At 59.4% G+C, this 19,799-nt stretch carries 19 protein-coding genes and 1 pseudogene; 12 read left to right on the top strand and 8 right to left on the bottom strand.

Annotated features, from left to right (window positions below; translation table 11 throughout):
- Positions 1–397: 397 nt before the first annotated feature.
- Together GSQ77_RS01130 and GSQ77_RS01135 are read right to left on the bottom strand one after the other, a co-directional pair.
- Positions 398–661, bottom strand: a complete 264-nt coding sequence (locus GSQ77_RS01130; protein ID WP_301951133.1) for an EAL domain-containing protein — start codon at positions 659–661, stop codon at positions 398–400.
- A 561-nt stretch (positions 662–1,222) separates the two neighbouring features.
- Positions 1,223–2,143 carry a LysR family transcriptional regulator gene (locus GSQ77_RS01135; protein ID WP_158898176.1) on the bottom strand — a complete coding sequence of 307 codons (921 nt, stop codon included), beginning with the start codon at positions 2,141–2,143 and terminating at the stop codon, positions 1,223–1,225.
- A 131-nt stretch (positions 2,144–2,274) separates the two neighbouring features.
- Between GSQ77_RS01135 and GSQ77_RS01140 the strand changes: the two genes are divergently transcribed.
- The 3 genes from GSQ77_RS01140 to GSQ77_RS01150 all read left to right on the top strand — a co-directional run bounded on the left by GSQ77_RS01140 (position 2,275) and on the right by GSQ77_RS01150 (position 4,904).
- A complete protein-coding gene (locus GSQ77_RS01140) occupies positions 2,275–3,021 on the top strand; it encodes an SDR family NAD(P)-dependent oxidoreductase (RefSeq protein WP_158898178.1) in 747 nt (248 codons plus the stop codon).
- 61 nt (positions 3,022–3,082) lie between these two features.
- Complete coding sequence (locus tag GSQ77_RS01145) at positions 3,083–3,622, top strand: carboxymuconolactone decarboxylase family protein (protein WP_158898180.1); 540 nt, start codon at positions 3,083–3,085, stop codon at positions 3,620–3,622.
- 379 nt (positions 3,623–4,001) lie between these two features.
- The gene (locus GSQ77_RS01150; RefSeq protein ID WP_158898182.1) at positions 4,002–4,904 is read left to right on the top strand and encodes a LysR family transcriptional regulator; all 903 of its coding nucleotides are present in this window, start codon (positions 4,002–4,004) and stop codon (positions 4,902–4,904) included.
- A gap of 21 nt (positions 4,905–4,925) precedes the next feature.
- Here GSQ77_RS01150 and GSQ77_RS01155 read toward each other — a convergent pair whose 3' ends face one another.
- On the bottom strand, positions 4,926–5,648 hold the full coding sequence (locus tag GSQ77_RS01155) for an SDR family oxidoreductase (protein WP_158898184.1): 723 nt from the start codon (positions 5,646–5,648) through the stop codon (positions 4,926–4,928).
- Positions 5,649–5,726: 78 nt separating this feature from the next.
- Entirely contained in the window at positions 5,727–6,401 is a 675-nt protein-coding gene (locus tag GSQ77_RS01160) for a peroxiredoxin-like family protein (RefSeq protein WP_158898186.1), read from the bottom strand.
- Between the two features lie 639 nt (positions 6,402–7,040).
- On the opposite strand from GSQ77_RS01160, the gene GSQ77_RS01165 reads away from it, so the two are divergent.
- From GSQ77_RS01165 to GSQ77_RS01175, 3 genes and pseudogenes are all read left to right on the top strand, one after another.
- Positions 7,041–7,694 (top strand): tyrosine-type recombinase/integrase, encoded by a 654-nt coding sequence (locus tag GSQ77_RS01165; protein ID WP_158898188.1) that lies wholly within the window; start codon positions 7,041–7,043, stop codon positions 7,692–7,694.
- Positions 7,618–8,826: an MFS transporter gene (locus GSQ77_RS01170; protein ID WP_216854832.1), complete on the top strand. Its 1,209-nt coding sequence runs from the start codon at positions 7,618–7,620 to the stop codon at positions 8,824–8,826. The genes GSQ77_RS01165 and GSQ77_RS01170 overlap by 77 nt, the downstream gene beginning before the upstream one ends.
- A gap of 195 nt (positions 8,827–9,021) precedes the next feature.
- Positions 9,022–9,333: pseudogene (locus GSQ77_RS01175) on the top strand (GNAT family N-acetyltransferase); the annotation flags it as partial.
- A 131-nt stretch (positions 9,334–9,464) separates the two neighbouring features.
- Here the strand turns inward: GSQ77_RS01175 and GSQ77_RS01180 are convergent.
- Positions 9,465–9,758, bottom strand: a complete 294-nt coding sequence (locus GSQ77_RS01180; protein ID WP_158898192.1) for a YciI family protein — start codon at positions 9,756–9,758, stop codon at positions 9,465–9,467.
- A 68-nt stretch (positions 9,759–9,826) separates the two neighbouring features.
- Between GSQ77_RS01180 and GSQ77_RS01185 the strand changes: the two genes are divergently transcribed.
- On the top strand, positions 9,827–10,396 hold the full coding sequence (locus tag GSQ77_RS01185; protein WP_158898194.1) for a LysR family transcriptional regulator: 570 nt from the start codon (positions 9,827–9,829) through the stop codon (positions 10,394–10,396).
- 549 nt (positions 10,397–10,945) lie between these two features.
- Here the strand turns inward: GSQ77_RS01185 and GSQ77_RS01190 are convergent.
- On the bottom strand, positions 10,946–11,659 hold the full coding sequence (locus tag GSQ77_RS01190) for a GNAT family N-acetyltransferase (RefSeq protein ID WP_158898196.1): 714 nt from the start codon (positions 11,657–11,659) through the stop codon (positions 10,946–10,948).
- A gap of 242 nt (positions 11,660–11,901) precedes the next feature.
- Here GSQ77_RS01190 and GSQ77_RS01195 point away from each other — a divergent pair, with 242 nt between their 5' ends.
- Together GSQ77_RS01195 and GSQ77_RS01200 are read left to right on the top strand one after the other, a co-directional pair.
- Entirely contained in the window at positions 11,902–12,924 is a 1,023-nt protein-coding gene (locus GSQ77_RS01195) for a TRAP transporter substrate-binding protein (RefSeq protein ID WP_216854833.1), read from the top strand.
- A gap of 42 nt (positions 12,925–12,966) precedes the next feature.
- Positions 12,967–14,871: a TRAP transporter large permease subunit gene (locus GSQ77_RS01200; RefSeq protein ID WP_158898198.1), complete on the top strand. Its 1,905-nt coding sequence runs from the start codon at positions 12,967–12,969 to the stop codon at positions 14,869–14,871.
- A 132-nt stretch (positions 14,872–15,003) separates the two neighbouring features.
- On the opposite strand, the gene GSQ77_RS01205 is transcribed toward GSQ77_RS01200, so the two are convergent.
- Entirely contained in the window at positions 15,004–15,492 is a 489-nt protein-coding gene (locus tag GSQ77_RS01205; protein ID WP_158898200.1) for an N-acetyltransferase, read from the bottom strand.
- A 105-nt stretch (positions 15,493–15,597) separates the two neighbouring features.
- On the opposite strand from GSQ77_RS01205, the gene GSQ77_RS01210 reads away from it, so the two are divergent.
- Together GSQ77_RS01210 and GSQ77_RS01215 are read left to right on the top strand one after the other, a co-directional pair.
- Positions 15,598–17,079 (top strand): PLP-dependent aminotransferase family protein, encoded by a 1,482-nt coding sequence (locus GSQ77_RS01210; RefSeq protein ID WP_158898202.1) that lies wholly within the window; start codon positions 15,598–15,600, stop codon positions 17,077–17,079.
- Positions 17,080–17,267: 188 nt separating this feature from the next.
- Positions 17,268–17,747: a hypothetical protein gene (locus tag GSQ77_RS01215; RefSeq protein WP_158898204.1), complete on the top strand. Its 480-nt coding sequence runs from the start codon at positions 17,268–17,270 to the stop codon at positions 17,745–17,747.
- Positions 17,748–17,859: 112 nt separating this feature from the next.
- Here the strand turns inward: GSQ77_RS01215 and GSQ77_RS01220 are convergent, their stop codons facing one another.
- On the bottom strand, positions 17,860–18,675 hold the full coding sequence (locus tag GSQ77_RS01220; protein ID WP_158898206.1) for an SDR family oxidoreductase: 816 nt from the start codon (positions 18,673–18,675) through the stop codon (positions 17,860–17,862).
- Between the two features lie 177 nt (positions 18,676–18,852).
- Here GSQ77_RS01220 and GSQ77_RS01225 point away from each other — a divergent pair, with 177 nt between their 5' ends.
- Positions 18,853–19,797 carry a GlxA family transcriptional regulator gene (locus GSQ77_RS01225; RefSeq protein WP_158898208.1) on the top strand — a complete coding sequence of 315 codons (945 nt, stop codon included), beginning with the start codon at positions 18,853–18,855 and terminating at the stop codon, positions 19,795–19,797.
- The last annotated feature ends 2 nt before the right edge of the window (positions 19,798–19,799 follow it).

Raw genomic sequence — 19,799 nt, forward strand, 5'->3', positions numbered from 1 at the left:
AACCATGCGATAGTCTAAGGCACCGCATGGTTGACGTCGCCAACGACAGATCAACCATGTGTCGCCCTTTCATGTGCGCGCGCTGCGGAACAATGGCTGCTCATTGGCGACAGCGGACCACGCGTCTGCCCGACAACATTCGTGAACTTTCGTTTTCTGCGGCCCCGAACGTGTAACAGCGAGACCCGACCCGACGTCCGGTGGCTCTGAGGCGCTCATTCACGATAACAACTGTGAATCCGGCGCCTCAACATGGTCGCTCAGAAAAGCACTAGCCCTCCAATAGCCATCCGCGATGAAGCGGCGCGCGAGAAAAGGTTTCTAGGGGCTGATTAGAGAGAAAATATTGGCGGCAGTCTGTTCGTTTACTAACCTATCGACCGGCTAACAGTAGCGGCTACTGCTGCAATGCCAGATACCAAGCCTCAAACGCCTGCGCCGTCAGCGGCTTCGCGATCTCATACCCTTGAGCTTCATCGCAGTGCCAATCCGTCACGGCGTCATAGATCTCTCGGGTTTCAACCCCTTCTACTACAACGCGATAGTCGAGCTTATGCGCCAGATCGACTATCGCCTCGACGATGATACGAGTCTGTGCGCTGTGCAACATTTGACGCACCAGACTCTGGTATGTGGTTGGGCGTAATGTGAATCCGCACATCGATGTGTCCGCTTGTCTTGGCCGTCAAGGTAATGCCGAGGTTCGGCTCCATGCAATCAAGCTTCGCCACGCCGGATAGGGATTCGTAGAGACGCTCGCATTCGCCGAGGAGGCTCACCAACTCACCTAGGTGCACAATGGGGCCGACCGTCGAAACGGTTGAGCTTGCGGAGTCGTATCGGGCGGTCACTTGCAACCAGTTTCCATCCCAGTAATCGTGCGCCAACGGAAATTGACGACCGTGTACCCAAAGTTTCATCCCTCCAATCTGCAGGTCAGGTTTATCCAAATTCTCGTGCGGTTGCTCGAACATTTATCGGGTTAGGTTGTTGTGGGTGCAGATGGTGCCGGTGCGAAGTATATAGGCTAGCAGTAGACCTTCGCGAACGTCCGGTTTCTGGCAGCCAACCAACGCGGTCGAGTGGCAGCAGTGGGCCGGCTATCGCCGGTCACGGCCGGCACCAGCCGGCCAATTTCAGTCAGTCAGCCAAATCTCGCAACCGTCCGCTAGTGAACTCACTGGCGACGCTCGCCGACAATGACATTCCCACCACGACGATCTCACCCACGCGCTATCTCCTTGCTGACATGCTCGACGAAGGCATTGACTTTGGCCGAATGCCAACGCTCACGAGGGCTCACAAGATGGATCGGAACAGGGGGCGCTTTCCAATCCGGCAAAAGCTGCTGAATTTCGCCGCTCGTGAGTTCTCTATCAAAAAGCCACAGCGGTGAATAACCGATTCCCATTCCAGCGAGAATCGAAGCCCGCATCACCTCGCTGCTGTTGGTTTGCAGGTTACCGTCGACGCGCACGACACGCGTCGTTCCGACCGGTTCAGACGCTCCCGAACCCGCCGTAAAACTCCAGGCATGGCGCATAGGCAACTCCGTGTAGACCACGCAGTTGTGCTGGGCAAGGTCTTCGGGAATGGTGGGCGCTTTCGTTCCTTTGGGCAGTGAGCGCAGGTAATCGCGATGCGCCACGATCAGCCGGTAGGTCGTCCCCACGCGCCTGCCGATCAAACTACTGTCTGGCAAATCGCCAATACGTACCGCTACGTCGATGCCCTGTTCCACCAGGTCGATGAAGTTGTCGTGCAAGCGCAGGTCGATTTTTATGCCGCGATGTTCGCTCAAAAATGACTGAACCCATGGCATGAGTTTGAGGCGCCCAAAGCCAACCGACGCCGCGATCCGAAGCCACCCCGTCAATTGTCGCTCGCCGCGGTGCAAGACGCCTTCTGCGTCCGCGATCTCCGCCACCAGGCGCCGCACCTGCTCGAAGTAGCGCTCGCCTTCCTCTGTCAGCGCGAGCGAACGCGTGGTACGTGTCAGTAATTTCGCCCCAAGTTCGCGCTCCAGCGCCGCCACCTGCTTGCTCACCGCGCTTTGTGTCGTGTCGGACTCGTGCGCCACCGCCGAAAAACTTCCCGCCTCCACGACGCGCACAAACGTCCTCATGGCCTGTAGCTTATCCATTTGCGCCTTATATATTCCTGGTGGGACTTAATCATATGACCATATGCCGTCTATATCAATCATGCGGCATCAGTCAAAGTGCAGTCATCGCAAACGCGATTCCCCATAACCCCAATTGAAGGAACACTGACATGACTCAACCCGTCGTTCTCATCACAGGCGCGTTGACCGGTATCGGCCGCGCCACCGCCATCGCTTTCGCCCGGGAAGGCAACCGCGTCGTCGTCAGCGGCCGTCGCGAAGAAGCCGGGCACGCGCTCGCCGCCGAACTGCGCGCCCTCGGCACCGAAGCCGAATTCGTGCGCGCTGATGTGCGTTTCGAAGCCGAAGTCCGCAGCGTTGTCGAGCAGACGATCGAGCGCTTTGGCCGTATTGACGTGGCGGTCAACAATGCCGGCACCGAAGGCCAACTGGCACCGATCGTCGAGCAATCGGCGGCCAATTACGAAGAGACCTTCTCGGTGAACGTGCTGGGTACGTTGCTGTCCGTGAAGCATGAGATGCGCGCGATGCTGGCCCAGGGCTCGGGCTCGATCATCAACCTTTCCTCGGTCGCGGGTCAGATCGGCTTCGCAGGCGCTTCGGTCTATGTGGCCAGCAAGCATGCTGTCGAAGGCATCACGAAAAGCGCGGCTCTCGAAGGCGCTGCCGCCGGCGTGCGCGTCAACGCCGTGGCGCCCGGCCCCGTGGCCACCGAGATGCTCGACCGCTTCGCCGGTACCGAAGAGGGCAAAGCAGGTTTCCTGGCCACGATCCCGGCACGACGTGCCGCCACCCCGGAAGAGATCGCCCAAACCATCGTGTTCCTCGCCAGCGACAAGGCGCGCTACCTCACCGGACAGAGCATTGCAGTCGACGGTGGCTACACCGCGCAGTAAGGCATCGGCTTATCGCTTATTAACCCGCTTATCACGTCGTTTTTAATCTAGGAGAACTCGCATGACCACCATCAACGTCCCAACCCGCGAAGAAGTGTCCCCGGCCAATCAGGCCCTCTTCGACAGGCTCAAGAGCAGCCTCGGCACCGTGCCCAATCTCTACGCTACGCTCGCCCATTCCGAGACTGCGCTGGGTAGTTACCTCGCCTTGCAGAATGCAAAGAGCACGATCACCGGCAAGGCACGCGAAGTCGTCAACCTCGTCGTTAGCCAGGTGAATACTTGCGAATACTGCCTGGCGGCCCACACCGTCATCGGCAAGATGAACGGTTTCACCGACCAGCAGATTCTCGAGATCCGCGGTGGTCGGGCGAGCTTCGATGCGAAGCTCGACGCACTGGCTCGGCTCGTCAAGAACATCGAGGTCAATCGCGGACACGCGGACCAGGCACTTGTCGATGCGTTCTTTGCCGCGGGCTGGACCAAGGCCAACCTGGTAGACACGATCGTCGCCATCGGCGACAAGACGGTGACCAACTATCTGCACGGGACGACGCACGTAGCGGTCGACTTTCCCGCTGCCCCGAAACTCCCGGTCTGATCGTTGCCGCCGGGGGAGCCGTGGACGTGGCGCAATGTCCGCCTCACCCGGACAACCGGCCTAACTTCGAAACTGGATGGTGGGGTTAAGACTTATGCAGCGCGCGTTTCAGCATGGAACGGATAGTCGGTGTAACCGTGTGCGTCACCGCCCGGCAGGTCGCCGGGCTCCGAACGCATGCGCGTCAACGGCGCCATCGCGACGCGATGGGAAAGGGTGTAGGGGCCAAAATGGTGGCTCGATTGAGTGCAGCATGACGCGTTTGTGCGACCCGGAAAGATCGATAATCGACAGAGATGCCATTCGCAATGGCGCTAGCTAACCCACTGCGCCGACCGATGTCGCACGCGCAGCGCGTGCTTTCCCCGGAGGGAGGACGATGGACCGACTGATAGCGATGGAAACATTTGTGTGCGTGGTGGAGTCCGGTTCTTTTTCGGCTGCAGCGCGACTGCTGGATGTGGGGCAACCCGCCGTTTCCAAGTCCGTCGCGCAACTCGAAGAACGGCTCGCGGTCCGACTGCTGCTGCGCTCCACCCGCGGACTGACGCCGACCGAGGCAGGCCAGGCATTTTACGAACGCGCGAAGAGGGCGATCGAAGAAGCGGACGAAGCGGAGGTGGCGGCGAAGGGATCGGCTGGTGCCCTCTCGGGTCGTCTCAGGATTTCAGCGGCGGTGACCTTTGCGCGGCTGCATCTCGTTCCGCGACTCTCGGCGTTTCTCGATCGACATCCGGAACTCAACATCGATATCGTGCTCGACGATGAGAACATCGATCTACTGGAAGGCGGCATCGATGTCGCGTTACGGATGGGGGTGCTCGGCGACTCGAACATGACGGCGCGCAAGATTGGCCACAGCCGGCGTTGCGTCGTCGGCACGCCGACCTGGTTCGCGAAAGCCGGCGAGCCGCGCATACCTGCCGATCTGCTTTCGCATCAGGCGATCGTGTATGAGCAGGGCGGCGGCGGAAGCGCTTGGTCGTTCAAGCAAGGCAGTACGGAAACATCGATTGCCGTCGGCGGGCGCGTCCGCGTGAATGCGGCGGAAGGCGTGCGCGCAGCAGTGCTCGCCGATATGGGCGTCGCAATCGCGTCCGAATGGATGTTCGCGCCGGAAATCGCGAGTGGCGCGGTGAAACAGGTGCTCACCGACTGGGAATTACCTGGCGTCGATCTGTGGGCAGTTTTTCCGAGCGGACGCATGGTCAGCGCGAAAGCGCGTGCTTTCGTTGCATGGGTCGAGGAGATGTTCGGCGCATTCGATATCACGAATCGCTAACACCTCCCGGACAACATCCACTCAAATTGATGCCTTACCAATCGATGCACCGCCATCGACAAACAGAGTTTGCCCCGTGATGAAAGCGGCATCTTCCGACAGCAGGAAAGCGATGGCCGCAGCGATCTCGGCTGGCTTGCCGAATCGCTTCATTGGGACTGCAGCGAGGTAGCGCTGCTCGCCTTCGCTTCCTGGCGCGTTGTTGGCTCTAAAAAGTTCGGTTTCCGTGGGGCCGGGCGCAACGGAATTGACCGTGATGCCGGTGGTCGCCAGCTCAAGCGCCCAGGAACGTGAAAAACTTACCAAGGCGGACTTTGCGGCAGCATAAGCGGTACGTTCCACGATGCCAAGCACGGTGAGGCTAGAGATATTGACGATACGCCCCCAGCCCTGCGCGCGCATGTTGGGCAGCATCGCTTGTGCAGCCTGCACAGCAGGGTGGAGATTGAGTGACATGACGGAGTCGAGTGCGTCCAGATCGATGGCGCCCAGCCTCTGCGGTTTCACCAGCCCAACGTTATTGACCACGCCATCGAACTGGTATTGCAGCGCAAGTTTGTCGAGCGTGGCCTGCGTTTTCGCGCGGTCGGAAAGGTCGACGGACACGAGCGTTCCAGGGAAGCCACGCTCGTTCCCCTGACGTGCCAGCCCCACTACGCGGTGCCCGTCTGAGTGCAGCCGCTGCGCGAGAGCTAGCCCGATACCTTTGCTGGCACCCGTTACTAGAAAAGTGCGTGATTTCACGATGTCTCCCTGTTTAAAAGTCTGTCACCCATGCCGACGCCGCGGACACTTCAGAGTCCGCAGCGTCGCAGGCCCAACTTACGAAGCCGACGTAACCTTGCGGCGCAGAACGGGCAACATGTCCTGCGGCTCGGGACGGTGCGTGTAGTCGGGATTCACTTCAGAGTACAGGATCGTCCCGTCTTGTCCAACCACATAGCGCGCCGGCATGGGCAGCGTCCAGCTATCGTCCCCGTTGAACGCCGGCAGATCGTTCTTCAGGCCCTTGTACAACTCGACAAGATAGTCGGGAAGAGCGAAGCGAATGCCGAATGCGGCTGCTACATCGTTGTGCGTGTCGCTCAGGATCGGAAAATTCAGCTTGTTGTTACGAACCGACTTGCGGCTATTCACGGCATTCTGCGGTGAGATTGCGACCAGATTGGCGCCTTCGGCCTTGAATGACGGCAGTGCTTCTTCAAGAGCTGTTAGTTCAAGGTTGCAATATGGGCACCACACGCCACGATAGAAACTGATGACGAGCGGCCCGCGCTTGAGCAGTTCGACCGATGACACGGGTTTGCCATCCGGGTCGGTGAGCGTAAATTCCGGTGCCGCGTCGCCCGCTTTGAGAGCGCGCTTGGCTTGACCTGACGCGATGAGCTCGGCCGTCGCGCGTTCCATGATCGGATGCATTTCCGGTGGTGCAAAGTACGGGGCTTTTCCGCCCTTGAAATCGGCTTTGAATGCGTCGAGCTTGGCTTGAAGTGACATGACAATCTCCTTTGAGGAACGGTTTGGTGGTGTGTTGCAGTTGCATTGCGTTGGATGAATAGTCCGCCAATACAAACGACCGCAGAAGACACGCGCACCGCATAACAATCATTCCCGTAAGGCATAGAGGCGGGTGCTATCAGGGCAATGGCGGCAGGCCAGGCAGGCAATTGGTATGGGTCGCGTCGTTGCTTGAACGAAGTGACTTCGCGCGTCGGGCGAACCCGCCACGCTCGTGGTGGGAGCATTTGCGCAAGACGATGCATCAAAGCAGAGCGCGACTTCTGTGCTATTGGCAACCTTGGTCGGGTTGATGCGCACGGAGTTCACCGTTTCGCGGTGTTGTAGATCTCCGGCTGCGCACTCCGTCAGGCGGTGGCGATGAATTAAGTCTCCACGAAATACCGACTTGAAATTTTTACGCATTGCGACCGAGGTGTTGAGCGACCTCAAGCGCAACCGGTGGCTTCGAATGGCAGGTATGGTCAAGGTGAGCGGTCGGTCTAGGCGTCATCCGCGACCGTCTCATCTCGGCTCGGGAGCGGACGATCGCAGGTCCCGTCTGAGTGGCTCTAACGGGTCGCGGCAAGCCGGTGGGTAGGGGCAACTAGATCTCCATTCACGCAGAAGGAGACGATCATGGAAGCCACCAATATTCACACTGCGCGGCGGGAACCGTGGAACAAAGGAAAGCTGGTCGGTCAGAAAGCGCCATTGAAGTTCAAAGAGATCTGGGCTATTCGAGGTCGGTTGCAGTTGTCAGCGCAGATTCGCGATCTAGCCATGTTCAACCTAGCGATAGACAGCAAACTGCGCGCGTGCGATCTGACCAAGCTGCTTGTTCGGGACGTTTGCCACGGCGACCGGGTCGCGCCCAGAGCGACAGTCATGCAGCAGAAGACCAAGCGTCCGGTTCAATTCGAACTCACTGAGCAGACGCGCGACAGCGTTGCGGCTTGGATAGCCCACACAGGTTTGAAGTCGGCAGACTGCCTGTTCCCGAGCAGATTACATGAGTCGCCAGACATCTCGACACGTCAGTATGCGAGAATCGTGCACCGTTGGATTCGATCCATCGGACTAGACGATATGGCTTACGGGACGCACACCATGCGGCGCACCAAAGCGTCGCTGATCTATCGCCGCACAAAAAATCTTCGGGCGGCGCAGTTGCTGCTCGGACAGCAGGCTAATACCGCTTGGGCCACTATCGCAGGTGGCGTTTATTCACGATTATTTCCAGCTTGTTTTCCAAGAGGAGAGGTTCACCGTCTACAACCGGGCCGCAATTGAAGTTGGCTTGCCAGCGATTGTTGGGCGGCAGATGGCCCATGACCTCAAGATGGACCTTTCGTCCGTCTTTGCTGGCAGCTCCGTGCTGTATGTTGTCATGGGATTCTGGGCGCCCGTTCTGGCCACAGCGTTCGCTCGATTTGGTGCTAGACGCGTCATGATGGGCGGCACGATTTTGGCGGCCCTGGGGTTTTTGTTGCTCGCGTCGAGCGGTGGGCCTTTTTTGTATTTTGCCGGCTGGGTGACGCTGGGCACGGCAGGTAGTGCCACGCTCACGACCGCAGCTTATATTATGCTCAACGAACTCGCCGGACCGAATGCGAAACGCGCGATCGGCGGGCTGATGTTGCTCACCGGGCTCGCGAGCAGTGTTTTTTGGCCGATAGCATCGGTTCTTGCGAAGGCTGTCGGATGGCAGGCAATATGCGTGATCTATGCCGCAATGATGATGCTCGTATCCCTGCCGCTCTATGTGTTTGGACTTCCGGCGAAGACGATCTCAGCAACTCAAAATCTACACGCTATTTCTAATGCTGCGCCCAATGTGCCGAGGCGCAAAAGCACGTTCTACCTGATGGCGGCAGCGATTACGTTGAATGCATTTGTCACATTTGGGTTCAGTGCGATATTCATTGAATTACTCAAAGCTGTCGGATTACCTGCAATGCAGGCTGTAGTCTTCGGTTCAGCACTCGGCGTGATTCAGGTCGGCGCAAGAGCGGTGGATTTCCTGGGGGGCGGCAAGTGGGATGGTATTTCGACCGGCATTTTTGCGGGCATTGCTCTTCCCGTGGCGATGGGGCTGCTCATATTGGGTCAGGGTTCGCACTCGGCGGTCGTGGTTTTCGTCATTCTCTATGGATTGGGTAGTGGAGCACTTGCCGTCGCTCGGGCAACCATACCGCTGTCATTTTACGACAAGGCCGAATATGCGTCAGCGGCATCTCGTATAGCTCTCCCCATTAACTTGATATCAGCAGTTGCGCCGCCGCTGTTCATTGCGTTGTTGACGCGGCTTGGTAACGATGCTTTGTTGGAAGTTGCAATTTTATGTTCTGGAACTGCGTTGGCTTTGCTGTTGCTGCTCGCACGCCGAAGACCGGCGCCGGACAGTGCCGCGCTAGCCACATGACATGTAAAGGATGTTCGCCGCGTCGGGCAGGCATTTCCGCAACTTTCGACATCGAGCGTGCCAAGAGTGTGTTGCGGGTCGACTACGGGAGTTCATCATGGGACCGAGTTCGGCCACTATAGGGCGTTAGACAGGGGCTTAGATTTGCGACGATCGTTGAAATTGACGACACCAACACTTTGTGATTGAAGGCAGCCACTTGCCGTGATTTTGAAAGACCCCGAGACGGATGGCGTTCTCGGCGGGGCGACAGGTCGCTCTTCTCTGGGATTACTGTTTCTCGATCTTTTCTATCTTCCCGAGTCGCTACGCGGCTCAGGCCTTGGGACACAAATATTAAAAACGTTCGAGGATGAGGGGCGAAGGCGGGGTTGTCGGTCGGCAGTGCTATATACGATCAGCTTTCAAGCACCGGAATTCTATAAACGTAACGGCTGGGTGGTGTTTGGCGAAATCGCGTGCTCTCCGCTCGGTACAAGCCGGATTTTTATGACGAAGTCGCTGTAAGTTGATCGCATCTAATTTAGATATAGCGCTACACATGCGTCACTCGCCGAAGCGCGCCAGATGAACCTCACATACGTGATCGGTGTTTTAGAAATGGATTTGGACAGCCCGGAGTCGGATGACACGCAACCTCAAAGACGTGCGCCGTCCGCGAAGACTTGCTTCCAGATCAACACGCGAACGGATCGACGCAAGCCTGTGGGCCAGAACGGATCGGTCCGCACCAATCGATCTACGGCGTCCTGTGTATCCGCCTCTACCAGCCAGAGCCCACCCGCCGCCAAGCCTTCGTTGTGGCGAAGCGGCCCGGCAGCCTTAATCATCGATGCATGTCTGCCCAGAAAATCCAGATGCGCCTGCATGTATCGGCTGCGCAGATCGGCTGCGCAATCGTCGTTGTCTTCGAATAGGACCGCGAATAGCATCGTTGCATCTCCTGTGAGGTGGATGCGTTTAGCTTAGTGCGGCATCATTGCAGTCTCAATGAGAAAAATTGCCGGTTAAAACTGCAAAAATGCCCGCCCTCGACTGGAACGATCTTCAATACGTCCTCGCTGTTGCCCGCGAGGGCGCCTACGCCGCAACCGGGCAACGCTTGAGAACCGATCCGACAACCGTCGCGCGGCGGGTGCGTGCCATCGAGTCCGCGTTGCATGCGAAATTGTTCGAACGCTCGACGAATGGCCAAATGCGTCCGACTGAAGCCGGCGAAGTCGTGATCGAGCGCGCGGAAATGGTTGAGGCGCATATTGGTGGCTTGAGCGCGGTCGTTGAAGGCGTCGATGGCGCCGTGAGCGGCTCGGTGCGAGTGACTTCCGTGCCGGTGCTCGTCAATCACGTGCTGGTTCCCGCACTGTCGACGTTGCTCGCGCGATACCCCGACTTGCGAATCGAACTGGTCGCCGATACGCGCGACCTGAATCTGAGCCGGCGCGATGCCGACATCGCAATTCGCCTCGCGAGACCCGGTGACGCAGTAGGTAACCGCGTATTTGCCCGGCTCGTTGTTGCCATGAATCGTTGCCGATCGCACGGCGGGGCTTGCACGCCTCGACTTTGGTAGTCCAGCGCTACTGGAGCGGGAAATCTGGACGTTGACCCATCCGGATGTGCGACACCTCGCTCGCGTGTCAGCAGTGCTGGCGTGGATCGAAGCGACGCTGGTAAGCGGCGAAGTGTAGGTTCGTGGTCGGGCTTGCCGGTCGGGCGGCGAACGACCGGTTGAATCCGCCGTCGACAGTGAGCATTCGATTAGCTCGATAGCGAACTGTCGCGTCACCGGCTTCTCGGCCCATAAGGGATAATTTGTCAGACACCCGCTGGGGCGCGCCATTTCAATATGGTCGATGGTGATGGCTGGGTAACGAATTCGCTGTCGCGCTAGCTCGGGCCCTCACACTGAAAACGCTCGGCCACTCTTCAAGATAGCCCGCCGCGTTGAAAGCAAAAATCGAAAGACCGGCTGAAAAAAAAGGGCGCTGAAAATGTCCTCAGCATCCTCTGGTAATTAGTTCCGCTTACGCCTTGTCGGGTAAGGCTTAGCCGTCACCGACTTCGCCAGATTCCATGTCTTGTCGACATACTGGTTTGGAAATACGCCCGTCCGGCTTCGTTATCTGCTCGCGATCATATCGGCCAAGCGCTTGATCTGCCGCCCAGCCGCATCGAAATTCTCCGCAGCCAGCCACGCCCGATACGCTGTCCACAATGCGGCCCACTCGCCGTCGATAATCGAAAACCACGCGGTGTCACGGCTACGGTTTTTATAGACGATCGCCTGCCGAAAAACCCCCTCGAACTGAAATCCATATCGAGCGGCGGCAGCTCGAGACGGACCGTTGAGGTTGTCGCATTTCCATTCGAAACGCCGGTAGCCGAGTTCGTCGAACACGCGCTGCATGAGCAGGAACATCGCCTCGGTGCCCGCAGCCGTGCGCTGCAGGCGCTTTGAGTACGTGACGTGTCCGACCTCGATGACGCCATTGGCGCGGTCTATGCGCATCAGCGCAAAGGTGCCGACTGCCCGACCGCTCGCCCGGTCGATGATCGCGTGATGCAGGGGATCGTTGCTCGCCGCCATACGTTCGAGATGAGCGCGGAAGACGGCGGGGTCCGTGAACGGGCCGACATTCAGGTAGGTCCAGTCGCGCTCATCAGGCGCTTCGCTGTAGGCCTCGAAGAGATCCTGGGCATGACGGTCGGGATCGACGGGCTCGATGCGGCAGTACTGCCCGTCGATGGGCGTGCGCGGCGGTTCGGCGCGAGTGGTCCAATCGGTCAGGGGTGTGCCTATGGGTTGTCCGAAAGCGTTGGTGAGCGATGGCATGTGATTCTCGTCAATAAGGGGGATGGACCGAAGTTACGTTACGGAAGGTACCTCACGAAGTTACCTCAATGAAGCCGCGCCATAAAGCACCACGCGAGGGGCTACCGAAGGAGCCAGCATGCACGCGCGGCGCTGGCGAACCACGATGCGCGCAATAGTAGGGTGTTGTCCGATTGCCGGCCCGTACAAGTGTGAATAGAATAAATTTCACTCAAAAAAAACCGACAACAGGAGATCGCTACATGAGCTTAACCCGTAGGAGTTTCGGCAAGATCGCATTGGGCACCGCCTTGAGTGCCGCGGCTGCGGGCCGCAGCGTGTTTGCCCAGGGCAGCGGTGCGCAAACCATGAGTATGGGCTCGGTGCTGCCGGCGGCGCATCCCGCCTCGATCTGCCTGGCCGAGGCGTGCGACGCGATTCGCAAGGACACGGCGGGTAAGGTAGACATCAAGTTCTACCCCAGCAGCCAGCTCGGCAGCGAAATCGATATGCAATCGCAGATGCGCTCAGGTGCGCTTGAGTTCGCGAATCTCTCGGTCAGCTCGCTGCAGACCTTGGTGCCGGCGATCGGCATCCCCGGCACCGCATTCGCGTTCAAGAACTACGATACCTTGTGGCCCGCGCTCGACGACGGCGAACTGGGCGCGATGACACGCACGATCCTCGACAAGCTTGGCATCGTCGCGTTCAAGACGATGGATAACGGCTTTCGCGACATCATCTGCGGTACGCGTCCGATCGCTCAGGTGAGCGACCTCAAGGGCCTGAAGATACGCGTTCCGCCCAGCCCGCTGCTGACTTCGCTGTTCAGCGGATTGGGCGCCTCGCCCACCACCATCAACCTCGGAGAAACCTATTCGGCACTGCAGACCCGTATTGCCGACGGCATGGAAAATTCGCTCGTCAATATCGAAGCGACCAAGGTCTACGAAGTGCAGAAATACTGTTCACGTACCGGACATAGCTGGGACGGCATGTGGGTACTGAGTAACAAACAGACCTGGAACGCCTTCCCCGATCCGATTAAAGCGATCATCACACGTCATTTCGATGCCGCCGTTACCAAGCAGCGTGTCTTGTTCGCCAAGGCCCAGGCCGATGCGGTTTCCACCTTGCAGGCCAAGGGCATCGTCTTCAACACGCCGGATCGCGTGGCGTTCAGGAATGCGCTGGCGGCAGCGGGCTATTACCGCAACTGGAAGGCGAAGTTCGGCGCTCAGCCCTGGGCTGCGCTGGAGAAATACACCGGCCCGCTTGGTGCTTGAGCGCAATAGTAACAACGGTAGTAATGACCCTTCGGACCTGTCATGACGCCCAGCCATAGCGCAAGCGAACCCGCCGTGTCGGCCCGTTACGCCAAACTCGATGCGGCACTCGGCTGGCTCACTGAGCTGCCGGCCGTCGTGCTGCTGGTCGCGGAGATCGTGATCCTGCTGGCCGGCGTGATCGCGCGCTATGGCTTCGATGCGCCGCTGACCTGGACCGACGAGCTCTCTACCCTGGTGCTGATCTGGCTTGCCATGCTGGGCGCCGTCGTGGCGTTGCGGCGCGGCACCCATATGCGCTTGACCTTGTTCGCCTCGTTGCTGCAACCCACGGCGCTTGCGTGGCTGCAGACGCTGGCCTCCGGCATCGTGATCGTGTTCCTGCTGATGTTTATCGGCCCGGCTTATCAGCATTGCATGACGCAGCTCATGGTCACGACGCCGGACCTCGAGATCTCGTATGCCTTTCAGGGTGCGGCGCTGGCGGTGGGGGCCGCGCTGATGTTGATCTCGGCCGTGTGCGACGTATGGCGGCATGCCACGGTGCGGCAAGTGCTGGGTGTCGCAGTTTTGCTCTTGCTGGTGGCGCTTGGCGGGTGGCTGCTTAAGCCGGTGTTCGCTGGGCTCGGCCAGTACAACCTGCTGATTTTCTTCGTGGTGTTGCTCGGATTTTGCGTCGCCATCGGCGTGCCGATTGCGTTTTCGTTCGGCATCGCGACCATCGCGTATCTGGCCTTGTGCACCGGCAAGCCCTTGTCTATCGTCGCCGGTCGCATGGACGAGGGCATGTCGTCGTTGATCTTGCTGGCGGTGCCACTGTTCGTATTCCTGGGCGGCCTGATCGAGATGACCGGCATGGCGCGCGCCATGATCAATTTCCTGCTGTCTCTGCTCGGCCATGTACGTGGCGGTCTCGAGTACGTGCTGCTGGGCTCGATCTACTTGGTGTCCGGAATCTCGGGCTCGAAAGCGGCCGATATGGCGGCCGTCGCGCCCGCGCTGATGAAGGAAATGCGCGAGCGCGGCGCGCGCGATGCCGATCTTGTGGCGTTGCTATCGGCCTCCTGCGCGATGTCGGAAACGATACCGCCAAGCCTGGTGTTGATTACGATGGGTTCGGTGACAGGCGTATCGATTGCCGCGTTGTTCAAGGGCGGCTTGCTGCCGGCGCTGGTGGGGATGGTGGCGTTGAGTGTGGTGGTGTTTTTCCAGACGCGCAGCACGCCATCGGTCCAAGAGAAGACTGAAAAGCAGCGGCCTGAAACGCGGCAGACTGAAAAACCGCGCGCCTCGCGTGCGGAAATCGCGCGTTCGTTTGTGATTGCGCTACCTGCCTTGGCATTGCCGTTCTTGATACGCACGCTGGTGGTCGAAGGCGTGGCGACGGCGACCGAGGTCTCGACCATAGGCATCGTCTATGCAATGCTGGTCGGGCTATTCATCTACCGGCGTTTCGATTGGCGGCGCGTCTATCCGATTCTGGTCGATACCGTTGCGCTGTCAGGCGCCATTCTGCTCATCGTAGGTTGCGCCACGGCGATGGCATTGGCCTTGACGCAATCGGGCTTGTCGATACGACTGGTGCAGGCGATGACCTCGATACCGGGCGGGAAGTGGGGCTTCATGGCCGTCTCGGTGCTGGCGTTCATTGTGCTGGGCAGTTTGCTCGAAGGCATCCCCGCGATTGTGTTGTTCGGACCGATGTTGTTTCCGGTTGCGCGCATTGCCGGCATCGACGAAGTGCACTACGGCATGGTGATTGTGTTCGCGATGGGCCTGGGACTTTTCGCACCACCGTTTGGCGTGGGCTTCTACACGGCCTGTGCGATCGGTCGCACTGCGCCGGAGCGCGTGATCGGCCGTGTCTGGCTGCATTTGGGTGCGCTGCTGGTCGCGTTGATTGTGATCGCGGCGGTGCCGTGGTTGTCGACCGGCTTGGTGAACTGAATGGGGCATGGTGCTCGCGCGGTACGAACACTGCTTTGACGGATCAGCCGATGCGGCAGCGTGCAGACGCAATGGATCGCAGTACAACATTGAAAGAAACTGCGTCTGCACCCGCAATGCAGCCAGCGAGAGTCAATTCGGCGTTGCGTCGGGGTCGGGGTTGGGATCGATATCGGCGCGGTTCAGGTTGTATCGGATGAAGCCGCTGTGCGGGGTGTATTTGTCGTAGAGGCCGCGCGCCCGGTAGTTGGTTTCGCGGGTGTTCCAATACACGCGTGCCCAGTTTTGTGCGCTCATCTGCGCCACCAGCCAGTCGATCAATTGCTGGCCCACGCCGCCCGCGCGCAGCTCCGGCGCGACGAACAGATCCTGCAAATAGCACACCGGCGTGAGCGTCGAAGTGCTTTCGTGTATGACGTAGTTGGCCATGCCGACCACGCCCGCATCACGATGCTCCGCGACGATGCCGTGGATCGGGCTGGCCGGATCCATCAGGCGGCTCCAGGTCGAGCGCGTCAGCGCTTCGTTGGGCTCTCTTTCATAAAAGCGCGTGTAGCCGTCCCACAGCGTGCGCCAGCGCGCTTCGTCCCATGCTTCGATTTTTCGTACGACAGGGGTCATGATGGCAATCTCGCAGGCAATATCAGGAAAGGATCAGGCTATAAATTAAGCCTTTTGTGGCACTATAAATAGATCCACTTGGAATCCACTCTATAGAGCCACGATATGGACTACGGCTTTCTGTTTTCCGCGTTTGAAAACGAACTGCATGGTCGCAAGCTGACCCGGCAACGCAAGCTTTACGAGTGTCTGCGCCAGGCGATCCTGGGTGGCAAGATCGCATCGGGCACGCGCTTGATGGCGACGCGCGCACTCGCGGACGAATTGAGGATGGCGCGCAATTCCGTGATCTATGCCTATGAGCGGCTTACGGACGAAGGCTTTGTCATCACGACGCGACACGGAACCGTGGTTGCACGCGTGGGTTTGCCGCCGACGCAGGGGTTAGCCCCGGCCGCCGAGCGCGAACCGCAATTGGCCGAGCGGGTGCGCGGCTTGCAGCGCGAACGCAACGTGCTCGATGACATGCTGCCGTTTCGCTCCGGTGTGCCGGCGCTCAGCGAGTTTCCCTTATCGCAATGGCGTATGTGTATGGAGCGGGCGCTGCGCACCCTGGGCGCGCAGCATCTCGGCTATGGGCATGCACAGGGGCACGCGCCGCTGAGGTTGGCGATTGCCGAATACCTCAAGGTCTCGCGAGGCGTGCGATGTACGCTCGATCAGGTGTTCATCACCGACGGCACCCAATCCAGCCTGGACCTTTGCGCAAGGGTACTGGCCGACAGCGGCGACTACGCCTGGCTGGAAAACCCCGGTTACGGCGGCGCGCGCTCGGCGTTTCAATCGGCAGGCTTGCAAGTCGTACCGGTTCCGGTCGATGCCGACGGTATGGCGCCCGATGCTGAGCAATGGCGGGAAACTCGCCCCAAATTAATCTACGTCACGCCGTCGCACCAATATCCGCTCGGCTCGGTGCTCAGTCTTGAACGCCGCTTGCAGTTGCTCGAAGGCGCGCGCGCGGCGGGTGCGTGGATTATCGAAGACGATTACGACAGCGAGTTCCGCCGCGACGGGCCGCCGTTGTCCGCGGTGCAAGGTTTGGTGGCCGATGCGCCAGTGATTTACCTCGGTACCTTCAGCAAGACGCTGTTTCCGGCGCTGCGGCTTGCGTTCATGGTGGTGCCGCGCAACCTGGCTGCGCCGTTGGCTAGAACGCTGGGCGAAATCGGCCGACGCGGGCGCTTGGCGGATCAGATCGCGCTGACCGAATTCATCGACAGCGGTTTGTTCGCGGGCCATCTGCGGCGCATGCGCAAGCTCTATGCGCAACGGCGCGATGCGCTGCTCGAAGCGCTCGAACGGCACCTGAGTCAGATAGTTACGGTATCGGGAGGCGCAGGCGGCATGCATTTGTCGGCGCGCTTGAACTTGCCGATTGCAGACACGCAAGTCAGCCGCGCCGCACTCGCGCAGGGCATGGTGCTACAGCCGATCAGCACCTATTGCCTGCCTGGAACGTCGAACGGGCATTACAACGGTTTCATGCTCGGTTATGCCGGGGTGCCGGCGCAAGACATCGACGGGCTGGTCAGAAAATTGGGTGGAATCATCGATATGGTGAGTCGACGCGGTGAGTCGACCCGGTGAGTCGACCCGGTGAGGCAAAACTCGTTGGAGGCGGCGAAGGTCGGGAAACGAGGTATTGAAGCAGGCGTCGATGCCCACGCCATCGAGGACAAAAATTCGTGAATGGCTGCATTGCAAATGAGAATCATTTGCAATTAGAATGGAATCTTGGCACCATACGTTCACGCCAAGCTATTTCAGGAGTAGCCATGTATACCGAACAACAGCCCAGCCGCGATGTCGACCCGTTCGACGAAACCATCCTGTATCGTCACAACGGCCCCGAGTTGATCGTACTGGCCGCTTTGCGTGCGTGGCTACGGCCGCAATGCTCGGCGGTCGAAGGCAAGCTCGACTGGCGCGAAGCCTTGCTCGGCGCCGGTATGGGCGTGGACGCGATGGAGTGCTTCGACACGCTCTTGCGCTCGCTGCTTTACGTTTCGCCGCGCCCACTCGATATGCGCTGCCGTTGCTGCCCGGCGCTCGCTAAAGACGAGGCGACCATACTGCAAGCGATCGGCTTGCTGCAACGCTCGCGTTTCGACGAAACGATAGCGTTGTTGGGCGGATGGCTGGAAGTGCCGGCTTTGAGCGGTGTGACCAAAACGATCTGGCGCTTTGCCGAAGCGTTGGGCGACGTTGGCTTGTTCATTCAGGTGCGCGAGCGCGACGTCCAGTATATGCAGTAGGGGCTGCGAGCATCGTCGATGCCGCAGCCCCGCCGTTGGCGTCCCAGCTTCCTGAAGCCCCGCAGGCCTTACAAGCCCAACTGTCAGGTCTTTCCAGCCTTCTTCAGACCCTTCAGGCGTTTTGCGACGCCCCAATCTTATAGCGGTCCGCCGCCTGACTACGCGACAGATTCGGCCCAAGCGCCCGACGCGCGTTATCGAAGGTCGTGAAATCGGCAGCGTCCGGCAACGACGGGATCGTGACCAGTTCGTTCTGGTCGAGACCGGCCAGTGCCGCGTCGACCATGTCGTCCGGCGACATCACGATCTGCGTGGGCAGATAAGCGATGGGCACCCCTGCACGGTCCCAGAACTCGCTGCTGGTCGCGCCCGGCAGCACGGCTTGCACCCGTATCCCCTTGTTTGCCAATTCATGATGCAGCGATTGCGTGAAAGTCAGCACGTAAGCCTTCGAACCGGCGTAGGTACCGTTCAATATCTCGGGGGCGAGCGCGGCGATGGATGCGATGTTGATAATCAGCCCGTTGCCGCGTTCGATCAAACCGGGAACCACTGCGCTGGTCAAGCGGGTGAGCGCCGTGACATTCAAGGCAATCATGGTTTCGAGCCTATCGATATCCGTCTCGAACAGCGGCTTGGTAGCGCCGAAGCCGGCGTTATTGACCAGCGTGGTGATGGACGAATCCGAGCGCAGACGTTCTTCGACGCGGCGCAAATCGGCTTTGTCCGTAAGGTCAGCAGCGAGCACCGACACTTTACGGCCGGTTTCGGCGGCGAGGCGCCCAGCCAGTGTGTCCAGGCGGGCCTGGTCGCGAGCCACGAGAATCAAGTCGTAACCGCGGCGTGCCAGACGGTCAGCGTAAATGGCGCCTATGCCCGTCGATGCGCCGGTAATAAGAGCGGTGCCTTGCTTGGCTTGCGTGTTCATTTTCTGAGTCCTCAATCGTATGATCGTAAGTGAACCGAAGATCGTCCCGGATCGACCGGTGCGAGGACCGAAGCGTAAAAGTTGGCGCGTCGGCGTTTCGGCTTGGGTAGTTGACGAATGAATTCTATGGAAGTATCGTACGTCCTGAATGACATATAACCCTCCTTTTGAGACAACATGAGACAAATCGGGATTGTTGTGTTTCCGGGCTTTCAGATCCTCGATCTGGTGGCGGCGTCGATTTTCGAGGTAGCCAATCAGGCAGGGGGCGAACCGGCATATCAAGTCCGCATGCTTTCCGAGCATGGTGGTTCGGTATGCAGCTCTTCGGGGGTACGGATCGAGACCGAGCGTTTCGAAAGTCCGGTATTCGATACGGTGATCGTGACTGGGGCAATGCAGGTTGCGCCATCGACGCCCGGGCTGCTCAAATTTCTGAACGAGGTGCTGACGGCATCGCGGCGCACCGCAAGCATCTGCACGGGCGCCTATATCCTGGCCGAGGCCGGGATACTCGACGGCCGTCGCGCCACCACGCACTGGGCGTATGCGCGTGATCTGCAGCGGCAGTTCCCCAAGGTGAAAATGGACGAGGATCGTATTTTTATCGTCGACGGATCGGTATGGACTTCGGCCGGCATGACGGCCTGCATCGATCTATGTCTGGCGTTGGTGGAAAGCGACCTCGGCGCCGAGGTTTCGCGTACCGTCGCAAAGAAGATGGTGGTCTACCATCGCCGTACAGGAGGCCAATCCCAGTTTTCGGCAATGCTCGAACTCGAACCGAAATCGGACCGCATCCAGACCGCGCTGAGTTACGCGAAGAATCACCTAAGCGAGAACTTATCGGTCGAACAACTGGCCGATGCGGCGAACCTGAGCCCGCGTCAGTTCAGCCGGGCCTTCCGGGTCGAGACGGGGCAATCGCCGGCCAAAGCGGTCGAAACGCTGCGGGTCGAGGCGGCGCGCTCGATGATCGAAGCGGGACGTCACTCGATGGAGCTGGTGGCGACGCAAACCGGCTTCGCCGATACCGAGCGTATGCGGCGTGCTTTTATCCGTACTTTCGGTCAGCCGCCGCAAGCGATCAAAAGGGCCGCGCGTCTGCACAACGCGATGTAAGT

Origin of the sequence: Burkholderia sp. L27(2015) (assembly GCF_009765705.1) — a bacterium.
In the GTDB taxonomy this organism is placed as follows: Bacteria; Pseudomonadota; Gammaproteobacteria; order Burkholderiales; family Burkholderiaceae; genus LMUX01.